The following is a 19527-nucleotide window of genomic DNA, read 5'->3' on the forward strand; positions in this document are numbered from 1 at the left end:
CGCTACCGTGTAGCGATGATAGCCCGACCCGACCTAGGGTCTTGCCACATTAATTAATTAGGCCGTACTGCTAAAACGACTTTATAACTATTTTTATTGGCAATGTCCATCACAAAAACAGCGTCTTCGATCGGAACCCCTTCTTCAGCACGGAGGATAATCGTGGGATCCTCTGTTCCGGCTAGTACCGTTTTTAATTCTTTTTCTATACTGTATTCGCTTACTCGTTCTTTGTTAACGTAGTAGGCACCGTCTTTGGTTATACTTACGGAAGCTTTCTGTACGTTGGTACTTTTCCCTTTTGCCTTTGGCAGAATAAGGTCAAGCGCATCGGGGGTAATTGCAGGCGATGTTAATAGAAAAAATACCAGCAACAGAAATACAATATCTGTCATGGAACTCATGCTAAATTCGGCACTTACTTTATTTCTTCCTCGTAAATTCATTACGCCGGTTCGTTTAAGATGTCTAAAAAGTCGACTGCCGTAGCTTCCATTTGGTGCACCACTTTATCTGTTTTAACTACGATGTGGTTGTACCCCATATAGGCGATAATTCCAACAATTAATCCAGCAACTGTGGTTGTCATGGCGGTGTAAATTCCTTCGGCTAAGGTTCCCATTTCCGCTTGTCCACTGCTGGTTGCTAATTGGTGAAAAGCCAATACCATACCAATTACGGTACCTAAGAAACCAATCATAGGTGCTGCTCCGGCAATGGTTGCAAGCACACTTACATTTTTCTCTAATTTGTATACTTCAAGTTTCCCTGCGTTCTCGATCGCTGTATTAATGTCTTCTAACGGACTTCCGATTCTTGATATACCTTTTTCGGTAAGTCGCGACACTGGTGTGTTTTGCTGTGCGCAAAGTACTTTTGCCGCTTGAATATTCCCGGTTGCTACGTTATCTCTAATTTGATTCATAAAATTACCATCTACATTGGAGACTGCTTTTATAGCAAACAAACGTTCAAAATAAATATATACTGCTACAAAAAGTAAAATAAATAGAACGCCAATTATGACTTGTCCTGCGACACCTCCATTTAGGAGCAGTTCCATGACAGAAAGGGTTTTTTCTTCAGGGATTGTTTCCAGGTCTTGAGCAATTTCGGCTCCTTCCTGAATTAGAAAGTTAAGCATAGTGTGTTTCGGTTTTTAAGAATAACGAATGGGTTTACTATAAATTGTTAGGTGTGGGCAAATAACACTCTTTCTATTAAAAGGAAGACTCCTGCTCCAGCAATAAACCCAATAAAAGCAAGCCATGTAATCTTTTTAAGATACCAGATAAAATCGATACGCTCCATTCCCATGGCTGCAACTCCTGCGGCAGAACCAATAATAAGCATACTTCCTCCTGTACCAGCAGAATAGGCTATAAAATGCCACAATACCGAATCGGTTGGTGAATCGTACATTCCCATAGAGGCCGCTACTAATGGCACATTATCGATTATTGCAGAAAGTACTCCTAATAAAATTACAACCACATCCTGATTAGGAATTGCGGCTTGCAATACTTCTGCCAAATAACGCAATGTTCCTACTGGATCACCATTTTCAGCAACTCCATATACTAAACTTTCCAGTCCAGCTACTGCCATTAGAATTCCTAAGAAGAACAGGATACTAGATATTTCAATTCGTGATAAGGCTTTATGGGCTGAATATAAGTGACGACGTTCTTTTGAAAAGTCCTCTTCAGGGTGAATATATTCTGAAACTAACCATACAACTCCCAAAGCAAGCATCATTCCTACATAAGGAGGTAGATGAGTAAGTGTTTTAAATACTGGTACTGAAACGATCATACCCAATCCTAAAAAGAGCATTGTCTTACTACTTAAAAGACGCTCAGCAACTTCATCTGAGGAGCTATCTACCTGTATTTGTCCTCGGAAGGCTGGCAAATAACTTGCAATAAAAAAGGGTATAACAAAACAAACGATTGATGGAATGACCACGTATTCTATAAGTCCGGCGGCTGTCACATTGTCTGCGATCCAGAGCATAGTGGTTGTTACATCTCCAATTGGCGACCAAGCTCCACCTGCATTCGCGGCAATCACAACCATGGCAGCGTACCATAGGCGTTGTTCTCGAACTACAATAAGCTTTCTTAGTAATGTAATTAATACAATTGTTGCAGTTAGGTTATCGATAATTGCTGATAAGATAAATGCAAGAATCCCTATAATCCATAATAATTTTCTCCTGCTCTTGGTCTTTACAGCACCTTTTAATACTTCAAAACCACGGTGTAAATCGATGATCTCAACAATCGTCATAGCACCAATTAGGAAAATTAGAATCTCTGCAGTTTTACCAAGATGATGCAATAAAGTATTATCAAAGCCTTCTTCTGCAGCCTCTCCTCCTTTAAGGAAATTATATGCATGTTCATGGGTGTCGATAACATCGAACCAGCCGGCATGAAAACCTATAGCTAATACTGCCCATATTAAAGCTGCCATAATCAAGGCAGGCACAGTTTTATCTAATTTTAAAGGGTGCTCGAGGGTAATTGAAAGATACCCAATAATGAAAATTAAAATAATAATCGATTCCATAGAAAATGAGGTTGGATTAGATTATGATCGAAACCATAATCATGTTATAATAATTGTTTAAGTGCTATTTCGAAAGCAGTTTTACTAATATTAGTCTTTGTACTATTGTTGTCGAATGTGTTCTGAATGGCATTGCGAATGGTCATTGAGGTGTCATTAAAGATGGCCTCATCGGTCATTTGTACTTTCCGTTCCATAAAATAAGCAAACACTCTTGCCATTCCACAGTTGCTAATAAAATCGGGAATAAGGCTCACACGTTCGTCTGTGAATTCCATAATAGAACCAAAGAAAATTTCTTTGTCGGCAAATGGAACATTGGCACCACAGCTAATTACTTCAAGTCCTGTATCGATCATTGAAGCAATTTGTTCTTTGGTAATTAGACGAGAGGCAGCACATGGTGCAAACACCTCACATTCTAATGTCCATATTTTTTCATTTATTTCTTCAAAAGAAAGCATATTGTCAGCCTTAAGCGTATTGCCATCTTTTCTTAAAAAAAGTTGTTGTATCTCTTCAAAAGAAAAACCGTCTTTATTTATAACCCCTCCAACACGGTCTATAATTCCTACCACTTTAGCTCCCATTTGTGCTAAATAATAGGCTGCTGCTGCTCCTACATTACCAAAACCTTGTACTATAGCACGTTTGCCTTTTACATCACCTCCATAAATATCGTAATAATGACGTACTGCTTCGGCGACACCGTATCCTGTGATCATGTCGGCAACGGTATACTTTCGTGATACATCTGGTGAATACGTTTGATTTTCCAATACTTTAATTACTCCCTGACGTAATTGACCGATGCGATTTATTTTATCAGCTTCTGAAGGTGTAAAATGGCCGTTAAAAACTCCTTCTTGCGGATGCCAAACACCGCTTTCTTCGGTAATTGGAATTACTTCATGAATTTCATCTACATTAAGATCTCCACCCGTACCATAATATGCTTTTAGCAATGGGGAAACTGCTTTATACCAGCGCTCCAAAACTCCTTTTTTACGAGGGTCACTTGGATCGAAATTAATTCCCGATTTTGCACCCCCAATAGCAGGGCCTGACACGGTAAATTTAACCTCCATAGTTTTAGCCAGTGAAAGGACTTCATTTTCGTTGAGACCTTCCCTCATTCTCGTACCACCACCAGCGGCACCTCCTCGTAAGGAATTAATCACCGTCCAGCCTTCGGCTTCTGTTTCGGGGTCGTTCCAGTGAAAAACAATTTCGGGTTCTTTATTTTCGTACTTGGTAAGTAATTCTTTCATTAAATGGGTGGTTATACAACTTCTTGAAATAGATTATGAAGTTGGAAGACAAATATAAAAAACTTCAAAAGGGATTTAGCTCAATTTTAGAGAATTTTATTTATCACAAAATAAATAGATCCGATTCATCTAATTCAATTAATAAAGTTACTTCAAAAAATATTTTATAAAGTTTTTTTAAGTCATTAAAATTACTTTTAAACAGTTCTTTAATTATAATTAATGAATTTATAATGTTAGGATATGCATTCTTTTTTGAAGCTATTACTTTATATAAAACAAATGCACCCATTACCTCTCATCGATAAAAAAGGAGTTTCGTCGAAAAAATTAACATTTTATCGAAATATTATTTTTTCATTTTAAAAAAAAAGGTGTAGTGAACTGATAGTTATATATTTGGCTCCCTAAAGACCCCAAATCTTATGACTAATTTTCTAAAATTATCACTTTTTTTTAGTTATTTTATTGTCCAAGCTCAAGTAGGCGTTAACACAACTACTATTAGTGATGGAGTGATGTTACAAATAGAAAGTTCCAATTCTGGTGTCCTATTACCAAGAGTAGCTTTGGTTTCCAGATCGGCAACTACACCACTCACGGGTACATTAACTACTGGAACTTTAGTTTTTAATACGGCTGTGTCGGGCGTTTTCCCTAACAATGTAATACCTGGATTTTATTTTTGGGATGTTAATCAATGGCGTAATATTAACGACACGAAGGTTAATAGAACCGTTAAATTTTCTAACGCAAGTACCTCATTAAATACAGACTTTAATAGTTCTTCCACTACAGGAACCCGAATCGATATATTTGGTACGCAACGATGGAATGAGGACACTACTCTGTATCAATTTATAAATGATGAACAAGTTCGAATTTTAGATTCAGGGTATTATGAGGTAACAGTTAATCTATCCTTAAATTCAGATCGCATAGAGCGTTATATTGAATTACGTCTTCAACTTAATGGCACTAGTACTGGAGACCGCGTGTATGGAGTAGCACCAGAAGATTCTGGTAATGGGGGCGATTTTTCAATTCATTTTACACAAACAATTCAAATAAACGCCAATCAAATCTTAAGCCTTCGTTCTTTTAGACGCGGTGATGATGATCCTATTAATTTTAAAGACACTGGAACTTCAAGTATTACGATTCGAAAAATAAGATGATGTTGAAAGGCTCCTACGATTTACGGGGATAAACAGTTCCCGAAGAATGATCCTTATTTGCGCCGGTTACGCTCGACAAACAATTTACCTCATTGCGTAGTTTTAATAGGCCCAATAAACCAAATATTAACGCTTCTTTATATTCTATAATTTCTTCGGAAGGAATCACAATTGCTACTGTTGTGTGTACTTTTAATCTTGAAATTAAAAAATCGTTATACGCTCCTCCCCCTGTAATTAATACTGAAGCTTCCTCTTTAAACTGAGCCGCAATTTGTAGGGCACAATGTTCAACAAACGTTCTTAAAAGGTCTTTTTCAGACAATTCTGAAGCCTCTAATATCGGAAAGACTTGATCTTGAACCCATTCTAGCCCTAACGATTTTGGCGCACTTTGTTTATAGAAATCTAATTCATTTAATCTTTTTAAAAGTGCTTCATTTAAGGCACCCGACGCTGCTATATTCCCTTTATCATCGTAAGGAAATCCCAGTTTTTCTACCAAAGAATTCAGTACAATATTCACCGGACAAATATCGTACGCAATGCGTTTGCCATTTACTTCCGAAGAAATATTTGCAAATCCACCAAGGTTTAAACAATAGTCATATTCAGAAAAAAGCAATCGATCTCCAATAGGAACCAAAGGAGCTCCTTGCCCGCCCAGAGCAACATCTTGCACTCTAAAGTCACACACCACTTGCTCATTTATGGCATTTGCCAATTCCGGCAGATTTCCGATTTGAAACGTAACTCCCTGCTCCGGCTGATGTAAAATTGTATGTCCATGACTACAAACCGCATCAAGATCTGTAATATGGTTCTTTTTAATAAATGATAAAATTACCTTGGAGAGATACACGGTATAGTCTTTATCAAGTTGTATTAATTCAGCTTCAGAGTTGGTAATACCCTGAGTGAGCTTTTGTTTCCATGTTGCCGCATACGCAATGGTTTCACAAGTTTTAATTACAAAATCCCATAGTCCTTTTTCAGAAACAAATAAATCAACCTCCACCAAATCGATCCCGTCGAGGGATGTTCCGCTCATAATTCCTAGTATGTGGTACTGTTCTTTCATGGTCTATTAAATAAATAATATATTGCTCGACATCGCGTATGCTACGTAATTCGTTCCCGAAAGATACAAATCGAAAGAAGCGGAACACACTAATTTTTCAAATAATTAAATAGGTATATTTTCAATATCAATCGTTTTCGATTTTCTTTTTTTAGAAGTACCTTTGCATCACTTTTTTAAAACTAATTCAAACGATATACTAGCATGGATTTTAGTCTTTCCGAAGAGCACTTAATGATTCGCGACGCAGCACGTGATTTCGCTAAAACCGAATTATTACCCGGTGTCATAGAACGTGATAACGAACAACGCTTTCCAGCCGAACAGGTAAAAAAAATGGGAGAGCTAGGATTTCTAGGCATGATGGTCGACCCAAAGTACGGCGGTGGCGGAATGGATACGATTTCGTATGCGATTGTTGTGGAAGAATTAAGTAAAATTGATGCTTCGTGTTCGGTGATTGTTTCTGTAAATAATTCATTAGTATGTTACGGAATTGAAGCCTACGGAACCGAAGATCAAAAACAAAAATACCTTACCAAATTAGCGACCGGTGAAAAATTAGGAGCGTTCTGCCTAAGCGAACCGGAAGCAGGAAGTGATGCAACTTCGCAACGCACTACAGCGATCGACAAAGGCGATCACTACGTACTTAACGGAACAAAAAACTGGATCACCAACGGAGGTTCTGCAGATTATTATCTAGTAATCGCACAAACCGATAAAGAGAAAAAACACAAAGGAATTAATGCTTTTATCGTTGAAAAAGGCTGGGAAGGATTTGAAGTAGGTCCTAAAGAGGACAAACTCGGAATTCGCGGAAGCGACACCCACACCCTTAATTTTAACGACGTAAAAGTTCCTAAAGAAAACCGCATTGGCGAAGAAGGATTCGGATTCAAATTCGCAATGAAAACTCTTGCCGGAGGACGTATTGGTATCGCCGCTCAAGCTTTAGGAATTGCAGCAGGTGCGTACGATCTAGCGCGAGAATACAGTAAAGTGCGTAAAACGTTCGGAACCGAAATCTGTAATCATCAGGCCATCGCTTTTAAACTTGCCGACATGCACACCAGCATCGAAGCAGCACGTCACTTGGTAATGAAAGCAGCTTGGGACAAAGACCAAGGTAACAACTACGACATGAGTGGTGCTATGGCAAAATTATACGCTTCACAAGTGGCAATGGATGTTTCGGTAGAAGCTGTTCAGGTACACGGTGGAAACGGATTCGTAAAAGAATACCACGTAGAACGTATGATGCGTGACGCAAAGATCACACAGATCTACGAAGGGACTTCAGAAATACAAAAGATCGTAATTTCTAGAGGACTATTAAGAGACTAAATCTAAAAACACTTATAGAAGAACCCGGCCATTTTTTGTGTCGGGTTTTTTATTGGGGCAACTTTGCTTCCGCGCTGCTACAGCAAAACGGGCTATTCGCTTTTACGCCTCGCACCTCCCTTTAGTCGGTACTGTGGGGTAACCGCTGCTATCCCTGTCGCAACTCGAAACGCACTTTCCGGATTCCGAAGTCAGTATCCCATTGTTTTACTTCGGTAAAGCCATATTTTTTATACAACTGAATCGCTGGAAGATTTGCCACTCCTGTTTCTACCATAAACAAATTGGTATCGAACGACTTCAGAACAAACTCCATAACTACTCCTGCAATTCCTCTTCTAAAAAACTTAGGAGCTACCACCAAGCTTTGTATGTGAAGAAACGTATCTCGATGCGCAATCTCAACAACCGCCGCAAGGGTGTCATTTTCAAAATATCCAAAAAAATCATTGCTGCTAGAAATAAAACTTTCCAACTCTCTTTGTAAGGGAGGAAAATCGACCGCTTTTAAGAGTTCTGCTTCCACCGCATACGACACCTGAAAAACAGCACGTATTTGTTTTGCCATCTCAAGATCTGTATGTTGCAGTTTTTTAATCATTTCTAAATCACAGTACGCCAAAATTCACGAACAACTGTTTGGTAAAAGGCTACAAAAAGAAATCCCAAACCAGACCAAAACGAAACGAAGCATCGCGGTACGGATATCCAGGGGCAGTAAAGTAATTATTCGTAGTATTAAACAACGAATTAAGATGTTCGTATTTAAAATAAATTCGGGTTTGCCGAACTTTTGCATTAAAGAACACATCGACTAGCGGAAACCCTCCAAGTTGCTGTCCCGTCTGCACAAAAAACTCTCCCAACACCGGATCGTAATCGTTCATTTCGTATTCGGTAAAATATTTAAATGTGACCCCAGCCTGAAGAAATAAGGCCTTTTTAAATAATTCATCTTGATAATAAAGGGTGTTCCGAGTTATAAGCTCTGGGACCTTAAAAACATTTGTACCATTGGTAACTTTCTGATACATAATCGTATTGGCAAGTCCGAACTTCCCATACCGAAACTCCTTCCCTACTTTAACTTTTAGGTAATCCACACGATCTCCCGACTGTTGTGGTGTAGGAGTAGAATCGTTTTCTTTTACCCCAAAATAAGTGTAATCATCGATTCCCGTATAGCTTACAGAAATAGCAGCAATCTTTTTTGAATTGAGATCGAACTTTAGTTCCTGTGTTTTTACATTTTCAAAATTATTCTGCCAATTGTAATTTACATAATCACTTTGAAATAAGAGAAAGTTAAAATTGGGGGCTACGCTATGCACCGTGATCGAAGCCTCTGCAACGTTATCGGGATCTAAACGATACGAAGCAGCTCCTTGTAAATAATTCCCGTCAAAATCTCCCGCCACATTAATCGCGCCTTTTCCGTAGAGTTGAAATCCTTTGTAAACTTTCCGATATTCGGCTCCTGCTTCAAGAATAGTTCCTTTTAAACGGTTGTTAATACGGCCTTCATCGAATATCAACACAGCATCGTACCCATAATTATAGTCTGTGTAGCCAATATGCGCTCTCAAGTTTCCGAGCAGTGAGTTATCGAACCGGACAAAAGCCTTTGTATTAAAGTCCTCTAGTTTTACTTTGTCTTTTAAATTAGCCGTTTGATAGGATTCACCAAAGTCTGCAAAAGGAACTGCTTGTTTGTATTGATAGTATTTATCTTCATACGTAATTTCATTTCCTATCGCCAGTACATTATACCCTGTACTGTCTTTTTTACTTATAAGTTCGTATTCGTGAATTCCGTAAAAACGCAATCCTTCTAGTTTGTTTTCACCATCTTCAAATTGCACATCTAACCTGCCACGATCGTCAAAATCGGGATCATCATTAATAAATAAAGGGAGTGAGTCATCTGCCAATCCACCGTTCTGCTCGTTGGTATTATCTTGAGCTGCGACATGCGCCCTAATGTTGTAACGATTGTCTTTTGTATGATAGTTTGTGGTAAATCTAAAATTCCCGGTACTTGTTAAAATATTCTGATACGCACCTAAAGAGCGCACCCCTTTATACCCAATAAAAAAATTAAACTGTTCGGAGGTATTAATAGTAAATGTAGCGTCTAATTGTTGTCCTTGTTCAAAAGCTGTTCTATAATATAATTCAGTTAGGGGTGTAGGCACATTAAAATACCGCATGTCTTCTATTTCCAAATACGCAAAGTGTTGTGCTTGCCCTGCAAATAAAGGCTTCAGGTTAAGCCGATCAAATGAATAAGCCAAGGAGTTATAGGTTTGTCCGACGTTCGAAAACGGCAGCAATTCGAAGGCATCTTTTCGAAGATAATTAAATTTATAATCCTTTTTTATAGACAGCGTAGTGTCGAGAAAAGTGGTATCGCGATCGGCTGAAATAATTTTATACAGATCGATCGGTGGTTTTTCTATTTTTTCGGTCGGAACTGCATCCCGTATTTCCCCTTCATCTTCTTGAGAATACACAGACCCTGCTACAAAAATCAAAAAAAGTACTAAAAGCGTTCTATTCATCTATCTTTTTTCTAGGGTCAAAGGTAATTTTTAAATTATAATTGAAGGATTCGAAAATTTGAAAATTTGAAAATTCTATTCTCAATGCATTTACACGCCGTTTAAAGACTAAAAAAATCATGCTATATTTTAATTTTTCAAAAGGCTTATTTGTATTTTCCCGCCATGCTATCACTTAAAATACATCCTCATCTAATCGAATGCGGCACCGATGAAGCAGGCCGCGGATGTTTGGCAGGCCCTGTAACTGCAGCTGCAGTAATTCTTCCAGATGATTTTAACCACCCGTTTCTAACCGATTCGAAACAACTTTCAGAAAAAAAACGTTTGGAATTAAAAGAAATTATTGAAGCAGAAGCAATTTCTTTTGGTGTTACCCATGTTATGATGGATGAGATCGATACACTAAACATTTTAAATGCTTCCATTTTAGGCATGCATCGTTCGATCGAGCAACTTGTCTCACCGCTTCAATTTATTGCAATCGATGGCAATCGGTTTAAGCCATTCGGGAAAATCCCGTACGAATGCGTTATAAAAGGAGACAGTAAATATTTACACATCGCTGCCGCTTCAATTTTAGCAAAAACCTATCGGGATGAATACATGGCAAATCTACACGAGGAATTTCCTGCCTATAATTGGAAAAAGAACAAAGGCTATCCCACAAAAGAACACCGACAAGCCATTCGGGATTTTGGCCCAACGCCTTATCACCGAAGAAGCTTCAAATTATTACCCGAACAATACTGTTTTGATTTTTAAATTGCTTTACAAAACTGTTGAAAACACGTCGATAAACTCTTTCATAAAATAAAGGAACACGAAAATTCCTTCCTATTTTTGTAGTATGAAACAACTGCTGAAACTACTAGTTCTGGTCTGCACTTCTCTATTGTTGTGGAACTGCAACGAAGCACCCGTAACCAAAGGAGCATTATCGTCGTATCTTCCTGAAGGTACTTCGGTGGTATTTAAGATTAAAGACTGGCAGTCACTTCAAAACGACCTTCGTAATAGCGATCTTCTTTCGGAATATTCTAAAACCAATGCGTTTACTTTCTTTTCTGAAGATGCTCCATTACTATCTCAAATCGCACCTTCTCAAGAAAGTATTCTTTGTGTCTCAAAAAATACAGATAGCACCTCAGCTTATACTTTCATTACAAGGCAAACACCAGATCTATTTGAAAGCGATTCGATACCAAATACCAGCGTCGAGACATTTACCTACGGAGATTTTAGTCTAAAAAAAGTTACCATACAAAACAACGATGCCTATGTAGCAGTAAAGGACAGCATGTTTATTGCGTCTTCTTCTCAAGCTCTGTTACAGTCGATTTTGGAGGGAAAAATTGAAAAAGATCCTACTTTTTTGAAATTGTATAACATGAACGACCCTTCAAACCTCACCGCTCTTATTTCTCTCCCGAAAAAAAGACGCATTAATAGCGCCACTCCTTCGTTTGCTTCACACACCAATTTACATATCGAAGTTCTTTCTAATGGAATAACCGCTACTGGGGTTGCTCTTGCAAGAGATACCATTCCGCAAATTCTCTCTATTTTTAAAGGGCAACAACCGCAAAAAAACGACCTTGCTACCCTATTACCAGCAACGGCACGCAAGGGTATTTCTTTAACATATAGCGATGCAGAAAAATTACAGCAAGAACTAAAAATAGTTCGTGGTGACAGTCTCAATAAACCCGCAAATGGTTTGTTAGAATCTATTAATGAAGTTGGTTATATCGAATTAGATAACGGAACTGCCTTAGCACTAAAAAGTATCGATCCCGACTTGACGAACCAATCGGTCGCTCGGTATATTTCTGAAGCAGATAGTTTTCGAGAAATTAAACTATATACTTTCAATGAACCAAATTTACTAGCCAATGCATTTTCACCTGTGCTTCCTTCTGTAACAACCAACTACATGTTTGCATTAGAATCTTTCTTTATTTTTACTGAAACGCAAACAGAAGCAGAAGCCATTATCTCTGCCTTCATTAATGGAAATACAATGGCAAAAACAGGTTATTTTGAAACTTCAGCAGCACAGTTAAGCACCTCTTCTTCGCTATTGTATTATAACCTAAAAGGATCTGAAGCATCGCTCCTCACCGACTATTTTTCAGAAGAAACAGCTGCTCAACTTGTTAAGATAGCTGCAGACGATTATCCCCTTACGGCACTTCAGTTTACCTACGACCGTGATTTTGCACATGTAAATTACAGTGCTACACATGGCACAACCTCAGACAAACAAACTATTGGAACAGTTTCAGAACAATTTAATTCCACGTTAAAAAACGAGATTCTTGGTCTTCCATCCCTATTTAGCAACCACCGAACCAAAGGAAATGATGTCGTGGTGCAAGATGTTACCAATACGTTGTATTTATATTCAGACACAGGCAATGTTTTATGGTCTAAAAAATTAGATGCTCCCATTCTTGGAACGGTTCAAGAAGTAGATTTGCTTCGAAATGGCAAAAAACAACTTGCGTTTGCTACTAAAAACAATTTCTACGTTTTAGATAGAAATGGAAATCCAGTCGCACCTTTTCCTATTAAATTTAAAGATGACATCACGCAGCCGCTCTCGGTGTTCGATTACGATACGAATAGAAAATACCGTTTTATAATTACTCAAGGCAATGAAGTTTTTATGTACGATAAAGACGGTAAAATCGTAAAAGGCTTTACATATAAAAAAGCGGCTTCGAACATTGTACTCCCACCAGTGCACATTCGAATGAACAACAAAGACTATATTGTTATCGCCGAAGAAAATGGAAAACTAACTATTTTAAGTCGCACTGGAAAATTAAGAGTACCGGTTAAAAATACATTTCAGTTTTCTGAAACTCCGGTGCTAGCCGAAGAAGGCAATTTTATTGTAATTACTAAAGGACTTACAAAAGAAACGATTTCACAAACGGGTACTATAAATTCGCAACCCCTTAACGTTACTGCAAATTACGGGTTTTCTATTTTGGGAAATACAAAAGCTACCTTAGATGATAACTTACTCCGCATCAACGGAAAATTAGCCGAACTACCCTTTGGAATTTACACCAAACCCATGGTTTTTAATGCCAATAGAACAACATATGTAACAGTTACAGAAACACAAGAGAACAAAGTATATGTGTTCGACAAAAATGGAACCTTAGTTTCGGGCTTTCCTATTTATGGTACGTCACAAGCGTATAGTAAAGACGCTGCCCAACGAGGATCTTTAGATATCGTAGTAAAAGGAGAAGACAAAGAACTTATTTTATACCGTTACCGATAATTTTAGCGTCTCACCTAAGTAAGCTTAAAATGTTACAATAGTACTAGCGCTATCCTTCTGATTTACATATTATTGCCTATCTTAGTAGAAATGATACTATGATTTCAGGGCATGAAAAAAATACCTTTACTGTTTATTTTTTTGGCTTCATTTTCTTTTGGACAATCACAAGAGAAAAGAGAAGACGCCCTATTATCGTTAAATGCTTCAGAAAAGTTATACGCTGAAAAAAAGTATGATGAGGCCTACCAAAAAGCTAAAAGTGCTTTCGATTATTTTAGTCAGTCAGAAAACGATTCCCTCCTTCATATTGCTCGTAACCAACTCATTTTAGTTTCTGCAAAAACAAATTCCGAAGAAAAAGAAATAGTATACCAACAAGCAGTAGATGCAGCACTTCAAAAAAAGAACTGGACACAACTGGCAGAGGTCTACTATACCAAAGGAAGAACTTATTTTCTAGAACGTGAAATGGGTACGGCACAACCCTATTACATAAAAGTGGATTCTCTTGCACGCATTTATAATTTTCAGAATGAGATCATGGTAAATGCCATTCTAGATCGATCTGAAATAGCTAGAACAACCTTTACATATGAAGGAGTAGAACAGGCCTCAGCGTTGCAGGAGACTGCATTAAAATTGGCACAGCAACTCGAATCTGAAGAACTCATTAACAACATTTATCTACGCCTTGCCGATATGAGAGGACTGCAAGGAGATGTTTCTGAAGCCAAACGATATACTGACCTCGCCTTTAAGTATTATAGCACTAAAGACAACCCCAAACGCCTCACTAAGGTGTATCTAACCTATATGAATTACTATTACGCAATAGATGATTATGATGCAGCGGGCAAGAAATTAGAAGAAGGAATCGCTTATCTAAAAAACAAAAACAACCCATATGAATTAGCAAGTGTTTTAACCGCGTATGGCACCTATTTTAGAAAACGTCGTAAAAACTGTACCAAAGCAATCGAACAGTTTGAAAAGGCAAAAGCCATCTACGACACCTTAGCAGAAAAAGAAAGTGACCGATACATGTACCTCATGGAAGGCCTGGCGTTATGCAATGCAGAAATTGGTGATTACAAAGCGGGTTATGCGTATTACCAAAAGACGTACGAAACAAAAAAAGCTCTGGTTAAAAAAGAAAACAATAGTTTAACACGTTCTCTTGAAACCCGTTATGAAAGTGAAAAGAAAAAACAGGAAATTGCCCTCTTAAAATCTAAAAATGAACTCTCGGAGCAACGCAGAAAGAATCAGAAAACCATCTTGTTAAGTGGTTTAATTTTAGTTGCACTCGGGGGACTCTTTTTATTTTTTCAACTTCGAAACCGTAAAAAAGTGTCGAATAAATTAAAAGAACTAGATGCCGCAAAATCTAATTTCTTTGCTAACATTTCTCATGAGTTTCGCACTCCATTAGCTTTAATAAAAGGACCTATAGAAGATCAATTAGAACTTTCAAACCTAACAACATCTCAGCGAAAAAATTTAAGATCGGCACAACGCAACACTGCTCGACTCGAAGCTTTAGTAGAGCAACTATTAGCTCTTTCGAAACTAGAAAACGGAACCATCCCTTTACAAGTACAACCTGGAAACCTCCCTCGTTTTATAACGGCTCAAACCGAAGCCTTTTCGTACCAATGCCTTGAAAAAAAGATCGATTATTCCGTAAAGATTGAAAACGACGAGAACACCGATTGGTTCGATCGTGACATGCTAGAAAAAATAACATTCAATCTTATTGGAAATGCTGTAAAATACACTCCCGAGAATGGTAGCGTTGAGGTATTGGGAAAACGTATAGGGCATCAATTCGAATTAAGTATTATCAACTCTGGAGCTTACATTTCCATAGAAGAACAACAATCTATTTTTAAACGTTTTTATCAATCTAATCCAAAAAACTCTGGGACAGGCATTGGTCTTGCTCTTACAAAAGAACTTGTTGAACTTCATAAAGGACAGATTACTTTAGACAGTGAAGAAAATGGATACACGCAGTTTACAATTTTACTACCCACTAGTAAAGAAGATTTTATAGATACTGAATTACTTTCTGAAGTTTTACAAACTAAAGATTCCATTACTTTAGAAACAGAAATTATTTCTTCTGAAATTCAAAAAAAGACAACCGAAGTAACTGAAGCATTATTACTGCATCCAGATGATGCCCCAGTCCTTCTTATTGTTGATGACTCGAAAGACATTCGTGATTATGTAACTTCTGTGTTTGAAACTACCTACAAAGTCTTACAGGCTGCAAATGGTAATGAAGCTTTCGAGCAAGCAGTTATAGAAATTCCCGATTTGGTAATTAGCGATGTAATGATGCCCGAGGAAGATGGCTTTAGTTTGACAAAAAAGCTCAAAGAACACGAACTTACAGCACACATTCCAATTATCTTATTAACCGCTAAAACAAAAGTAACAGACAAGCTAGAAGGAATGGGTGTTGGCGCCGATGCATATTTAACCAAGCCTTTTAGTTCTCAATTGGTAAAAGCCACAGTAGCCAATCTTATTGAAAACAGAAGAAAACTACAACAACGGTTCTCACAAGAAGTAATTTTACGTCCAAAGGAAATTGCTTTGTCTTCTGCAGATGAACAGTTTTTAGAACGACTTCAAGTGGTTATGGACGATCATATTACAAATTCAGAATTCACCGTAGAACGTTTTGGAAAAGAAATGGGTGTAAGCAGAATGCAACTTCACCGAAAATTAAAAGCACTCACAGGTCAGTCTACAAGTGAATTTTTACGTTCACAGCGCTTAAAGCTCGCCATAGTATTATTAAAGAAAAACACGGTTACAATTTCTGAAGTGGCCTATTCGGTAGGATTTAATGATCCTTCTTATTTTACAAAATGCTTTAAAGAAGAATTTGGATGTTCTCCTACGCAATATGTTTCGAGATAACTGTAAGCGCTTTACTAAAAATGAAACTCAATACTAAAAGGCGTCATTAAATTTGATTTATAGTTGAAGCATTTCTTTTATAATTAATTGCTGATAGTAAGCGCTTATTAGATAGCTCATAATTCTAAAAAAACTCCTTTTCTTCTAATCCAAATAACCCAAAAGAACACTTTTTTAAACCTCTTAACCCCTATAATCACTACGCTGTTACATATTTCACAGCATTGGTTACAATGGTACTATTACTTGTATTTGTATCCGCATACATTTGTTTCGAACTACTTCCCCAAGGTATGGCAAAAAAGAAAAAAGTGTATTCCGGAACGCTCAAAGCAATTCCAGAAATGGAAGTGTTATTAAATGTAACACACATGCAAAAAGGTTCCTATACACTTAAAATTTTACATAAAAATAAAGTGATTAAAGTAACCTCATTTAAAAAAGTATAGTGACCTAATTCTAAACATTATGAAAAAAATAATCCTATTTACTGGTATTCTATTTGCATGTTGCACGACAAATTCTAATGCTCAATTTTTCAAAAAATTAGGCGAGAAAGTTGGAAAAGCCGCAGAACGTGGTGTTGAGAGAACTGTAGAGCGTCGGGTAGAAAGAGAAACAGAAAAATCGACCGACAGAACGCTCGATACTATAATAGAAGCACCAAAATCTAAAAAGAAGCGCAAACGAAATCGCCGTAACAAAAACGACTCGGGCAATGTAATTGGTGGTGCACCCAATCAAGAAAACAACACTTCTAACGAACCTGACTACACGGTATCCTCAAATTTCGACTTTACTCCGGGAACCGTTTCCATTTTTAATGATGATTTTTCAAAAGATGGTCCAGGCGATTTTCCTGCTAAATGGGACACCAATGGCTCAGGAGAATTAGTGACCATAAATGGAAAGAAATGGTTTCGGTTAGGGAACAGCAGCACATTTATCCCCATGACAACAACTACGCTGCCAGAAAACTACACCGTACAATTTGATTTATTAACACAGGGACTAGATAAAAAAACAAGTTCACAGGCTTATGTAACACTTGCTTTTGAAGATACTAAGGGCTATGAAAAACCTTCCACATGGAGTATGGTAGAAATATCTCCTTGTCAATTTATAGGTAATTTAGGGGTTGTAGAAAAGCAAGTAAACGGAAAACGCATACTTCGCAACCAGATCGGAAAAGATTATCGAAATACCATTAACGGAAAATCTACTGTAAGCGTTGCGGTCAACAAAACACGAATTCGAGTTTGGCTTAACGATAATAAAATAGTAGATGTGCCAAGATTGCGAGATGAAGCTGCAGATGTGTTTAAAATAAAAACTAGAGGACTACGCGACATGAGAAATGTAGATGAGGTATACATTACCAATGTAAGAATTGGAAAAGCTGGAGCCGATAACCGAAGTAAATTACTAACAGAAGGACGTTTATCTACAAATGCCATTTTATTTAACACGGGTTCCGCAACGATTAAAAGTGGTGCAGATGCTGTACTTCGTGAAGTAGCTGGTGCTATGAAATCAAATCCTGAATTAAAGATAATGATTGTTGGACACACAGACTCCGATGGTAACGATGCTACCAATCTTACATTATCTAAAGATCGCGCTACCGCTGTAAAAGAAGAATTATTTCTTCAATATGACGTAGAAGCGAATAGAATTCAGGTTGACGGAAAAGGAGATACGCAACCCGTAGCCGATAATACTTCTGCTTCTGGGAAAGCACAGAATAGACGGGTAGAATTTATTGCTATGTAGTAAGCTTCAGAAGTAAGAATAATTAAATTATTAAATTCAGTATTTAAAATAACCATTAAACCTATCACGATGAAAACAAAACTTCTATTTACATTCATTCTAACTTTTTGTAGTGCCTTGAGCTTCGGGCAAAGTCAATGCAGTGATTATTATCCTTTTTCCGAAGGAACTACGAGTCAAATCACAACTTATGACAGACGCGGTAGAACTGCAGCGATTGTCGATTATACCGTAACACAGGTTTCAAATACGGGAGGGAGCGAAGTTGCCGCAATGCAGTCTGTAGTTAAAGATGAAGATGGAGAGACCATCGCAGAGACCACCTTCGACATTATTTGTTCGGGAGAAACGGTTGCCATAGATTCGAAATCTTTAATATCCCCTCAATTATTTGAACAGTACCAATCGATGGAGTATGAAGTCTCGGGTACAAATATCGAGTTTCCAAACAACCTTCAAGTGGGCCAAACACTCCCAGACGCTGACATGCAAATGAGAATTAATATGGCAGGTATTAATATGAATATGAATGTAGGCATTACAGATCGTAGAGTCACTAACCTTGAAAGTGTAACAACCCCAGCAGGAACTTTTAACTGTTTTGTAATAGAGTATACAATGGATATGAGAATGGGAATGAGTCGTACCGGAACTTCCAAGCAATGGATTGCCGAAGGAGTAGGTATGGTTAAGCAAGAAGATTATAATAGGAGTGGGCGCGTGACCAGTAGCAGTTTACTTACCGCTTTTTCAAATTAAATTTTTTTTATGTTTATTTAGGTTAAGAGGCCGGATTAGTTTGTACTAGTTCGGCTTCAAACAATGTAGAAAAATGAGTTAGTAATTTCTCTTTAACTTCTTCTGTAGATACTTCTGCAATTCCTAGTTCCACATTAAGGGAAGTTACAGCTTTGCCTTTAATTCCGCAAGGAATCATATGATCGAAATACCCAAGATCGGCATTCACATTAAGTGCAAATCCATGCATGGTTACCCAGCGACTAGCACGAACTCCCAATGCACAAATTTTACGTGCAAATGGTGTACCCACATCGAGCCAAACTCCAGTTTCTCCTTTAGATCGTTCTGCTTTAAGACCGTATTCTGCCAAAGTTAAAATTACCATTTCTTCTAAAAACCGCAGGTATTTATGAATATCGGTAAAAAAGTTTTCAAGATCTAGGATTGGGTACCCAACAATCTGCCCCGGCCCGTGATAGGTAATATCTCCACCTCTATTAATTTTATAAAATGTAGCATTTATTTCTGAAAGTTTCTCTTCTGAAATTAATAAATTAGAAAGATCACCGCTTTTCCCTAATGTATATACATGGGGGTGTTCTACAAAAAGAAAGTGATTTGAAGTTGGCAACTCTGAAGCTTCCCTCCGATTCTTAATCTTGGTATCTAATACTGATTGAAACAGCTTTTCTTGATATTCCCAAGTCTGTTTATAATCTTTTAAGCCTAGATCTTCAAGTATGATTTTTTTATTCAAAATTCC

The 19527-nt window shown here is 37.6% G+C and carries 16 protein-coding genes; 8 read left to right on the top strand and 8 right to left on the bottom strand.

Translation table 11 applies throughout. The features are described 5' to 3' along the window. Positions 1-53 precede the first annotated feature (53 nt). Genes ULVI_RS02605 through ULVI_RS02620 form a run of 4 tightly spaced genes read right to left on the bottom strand, consistent with a single transcriptional unit; the run spans position 54 to position 3845 of the window. Positions 54-446, bottom strand: a complete 393-nt coding sequence (locus ULVI_RS02605; RefSeq protein ID WP_068589435.1) for an ExbD/TolR family protein — start codon at positions 444-446, stop codon at positions 54-56. Next, on the bottom strand, positions 446-1144 hold the full coding sequence (locus ULVI_RS02610) for a MotA/TolQ/ExbB proton channel family protein (protein ID WP_068589438.1): 699 nt from the start codon (positions 1142-1144) through the stop codon (positions 446-448). The genes ULVI_RS02605 and ULVI_RS02610 overlap by 1 nt, the downstream gene beginning before the upstream one ends. 47 nt (positions 1145-1191) lie before the next feature. After that, positions 1192-2574: a sodium:proton antiporter NhaD gene (gene nhaD / locus ULVI_RS02615; RefSeq protein ID WP_068589441.1), complete on the bottom strand. Its 1383-nt coding sequence runs from the start codon at positions 2572-2574 to the stop codon at positions 1192-1194. 44 nt (positions 2575-2618) lie between these two features. Then, entirely contained in the window at positions 2619-3845 is a 1227-nt protein-coding gene (locus ULVI_RS02620; RefSeq protein ID WP_068589444.1) for a Glu/Leu/Phe/Val dehydrogenase dimerization domain-containing protein, read from the bottom strand. A gap of 425 nt (positions 3846-4270) precedes the next feature. Between ULVI_RS02620 and ULVI_RS02630 the strand changes: the two genes are divergently transcribed. Next, complete coding sequence (locus ULVI_RS02630) at positions 4271-5023, top strand: hypothetical protein (protein ID WP_068589449.1); 753 nt, start codon at positions 4271-4273, stop codon at positions 5021-5023. A 13-nt stretch (positions 5024-5036) separates the two neighbouring features. Here ULVI_RS02630 and ULVI_RS02635 read toward each other — a convergent pair whose 3' ends face one another. Next, on the bottom strand, positions 5037-6104 hold the full coding sequence (locus ULVI_RS02635) for an anhydro-N-acetylmuramic acid kinase (RefSeq protein ID WP_068589451.1): 1068 nt from the start codon (positions 6102-6104) through the stop codon (positions 5037-5039). 204 nt (positions 6105-6308) lie between these two features. Here ULVI_RS02635 and ULVI_RS02640 point away from each other — a divergent pair, with 204 nt between their 5' ends. Beyond that, a complete protein-coding gene (locus ULVI_RS02640; protein WP_068589454.1) occupies positions 6309-7451 on the top strand; it encodes an acyl-CoA dehydrogenase in 1143 nt (380 codons plus the stop codon). Positions 7452-7599: 148 nt separating this feature from the next. Here the strand turns inward: ULVI_RS02640 and ULVI_RS02645 are convergent, their stop codons facing one another. Both ULVI_RS02645 and ULVI_RS02650 read right to left on the bottom strand, forming a co-directional pair. Further along, positions 7600-8052: a GNAT family N-acetyltransferase gene (locus ULVI_RS02645; protein WP_068589457.1), complete on the bottom strand. Its 453-nt coding sequence runs from the start codon at positions 8050-8052 to the stop codon at positions 7600-7602. Positions 8053-8101: 49 nt separating this feature from the next. Then, positions 8102-10012 carry a putative porin gene (locus tag ULVI_RS02650; protein ID WP_068589460.1) on the bottom strand — a complete coding sequence of 637 codons (1911 nt, stop codon included), beginning with the start codon at positions 10010-10012 and terminating at the stop codon, positions 8102-8104. A 165-nt stretch (positions 10013-10177) separates the two neighbouring features. On the opposite strand from ULVI_RS02650, the gene ULVI_RS02655 reads away from it, so the two are divergent. From ULVI_RS02655 to ULVI_RS02680, 6 genes are all read left to right on the top strand, one after another. Then, positions 10178-10777, top strand: a complete 600-nt coding sequence (locus tag ULVI_RS02655; RefSeq protein ID WP_068591321.1) for a ribonuclease HII — start codon at positions 10178-10180, stop codon at positions 10775-10777. Between the two features lie 85 nt (positions 10778-10862). After that, the gene (locus ULVI_RS02660) at positions 10863-13313 is read left to right on the top strand and encodes a PQQ-binding-like beta-propeller repeat protein (RefSeq protein WP_157632553.1); all 2451 of its coding nucleotides are present in this window, start codon (positions 10863-10865) and stop codon (positions 13311-13313) included. A gap of 111 nt (positions 13314-13424) precedes the next feature. Then, entirely contained in the window at positions 13425-16250 is a 2826-nt protein-coding gene (locus ULVI_RS02665; protein WP_068589466.1) for a response regulator, read from the top strand. Between the two features lie 233 nt (positions 16251-16483). Then, entirely contained in the window at positions 16484-16699 is a 216-nt protein-coding gene (locus tag ULVI_RS02670; protein ID WP_068589468.1) for a hypothetical protein, read from the top strand. A gap of 19 nt (positions 16700-16718) precedes the next feature. Continuing rightward, positions 16719-18023 carry an OmpA family protein gene (locus ULVI_RS02675; RefSeq protein ID WP_068589471.1) on the top strand — a complete coding sequence of 435 codons (1305 nt, stop codon included), beginning with the start codon at positions 16719-16721 and terminating at the stop codon, positions 18021-18023. Positions 18024-18092: 69 nt separating this feature from the next. Then, complete coding sequence (locus ULVI_RS02680) at positions 18093-18782, top strand: TapB family protein (protein WP_068589474.1); 690 nt, start codon at positions 18093-18095, stop codon at positions 18780-18782. 22 nt (positions 18783-18804) lie between these two features. Here ULVI_RS02680 and lipB read toward each other — a convergent pair whose 3' ends face one another. Continuing rightward, positions 18805-19521, bottom strand: a complete 717-nt coding sequence (lipB, locus tag ULVI_RS02685) for a lipoyl(octanoyl) transferase LipB (protein WP_068589476.1) — start codon at positions 19519-19521, stop codon at positions 18805-18807. Between the last annotated feature and the right edge of the window lie 6 nt (positions 19522-19527).

Source organism: Cochleicola gelatinilyticus, from assembly GCF_001637325.1.
GTDB classification, from domain to species: domain Bacteria; phylum Bacteroidota; class Bacteroidia; order Flavobacteriales; family Flavobacteriaceae; genus Cochleicola; species Cochleicola gelatinilyticus.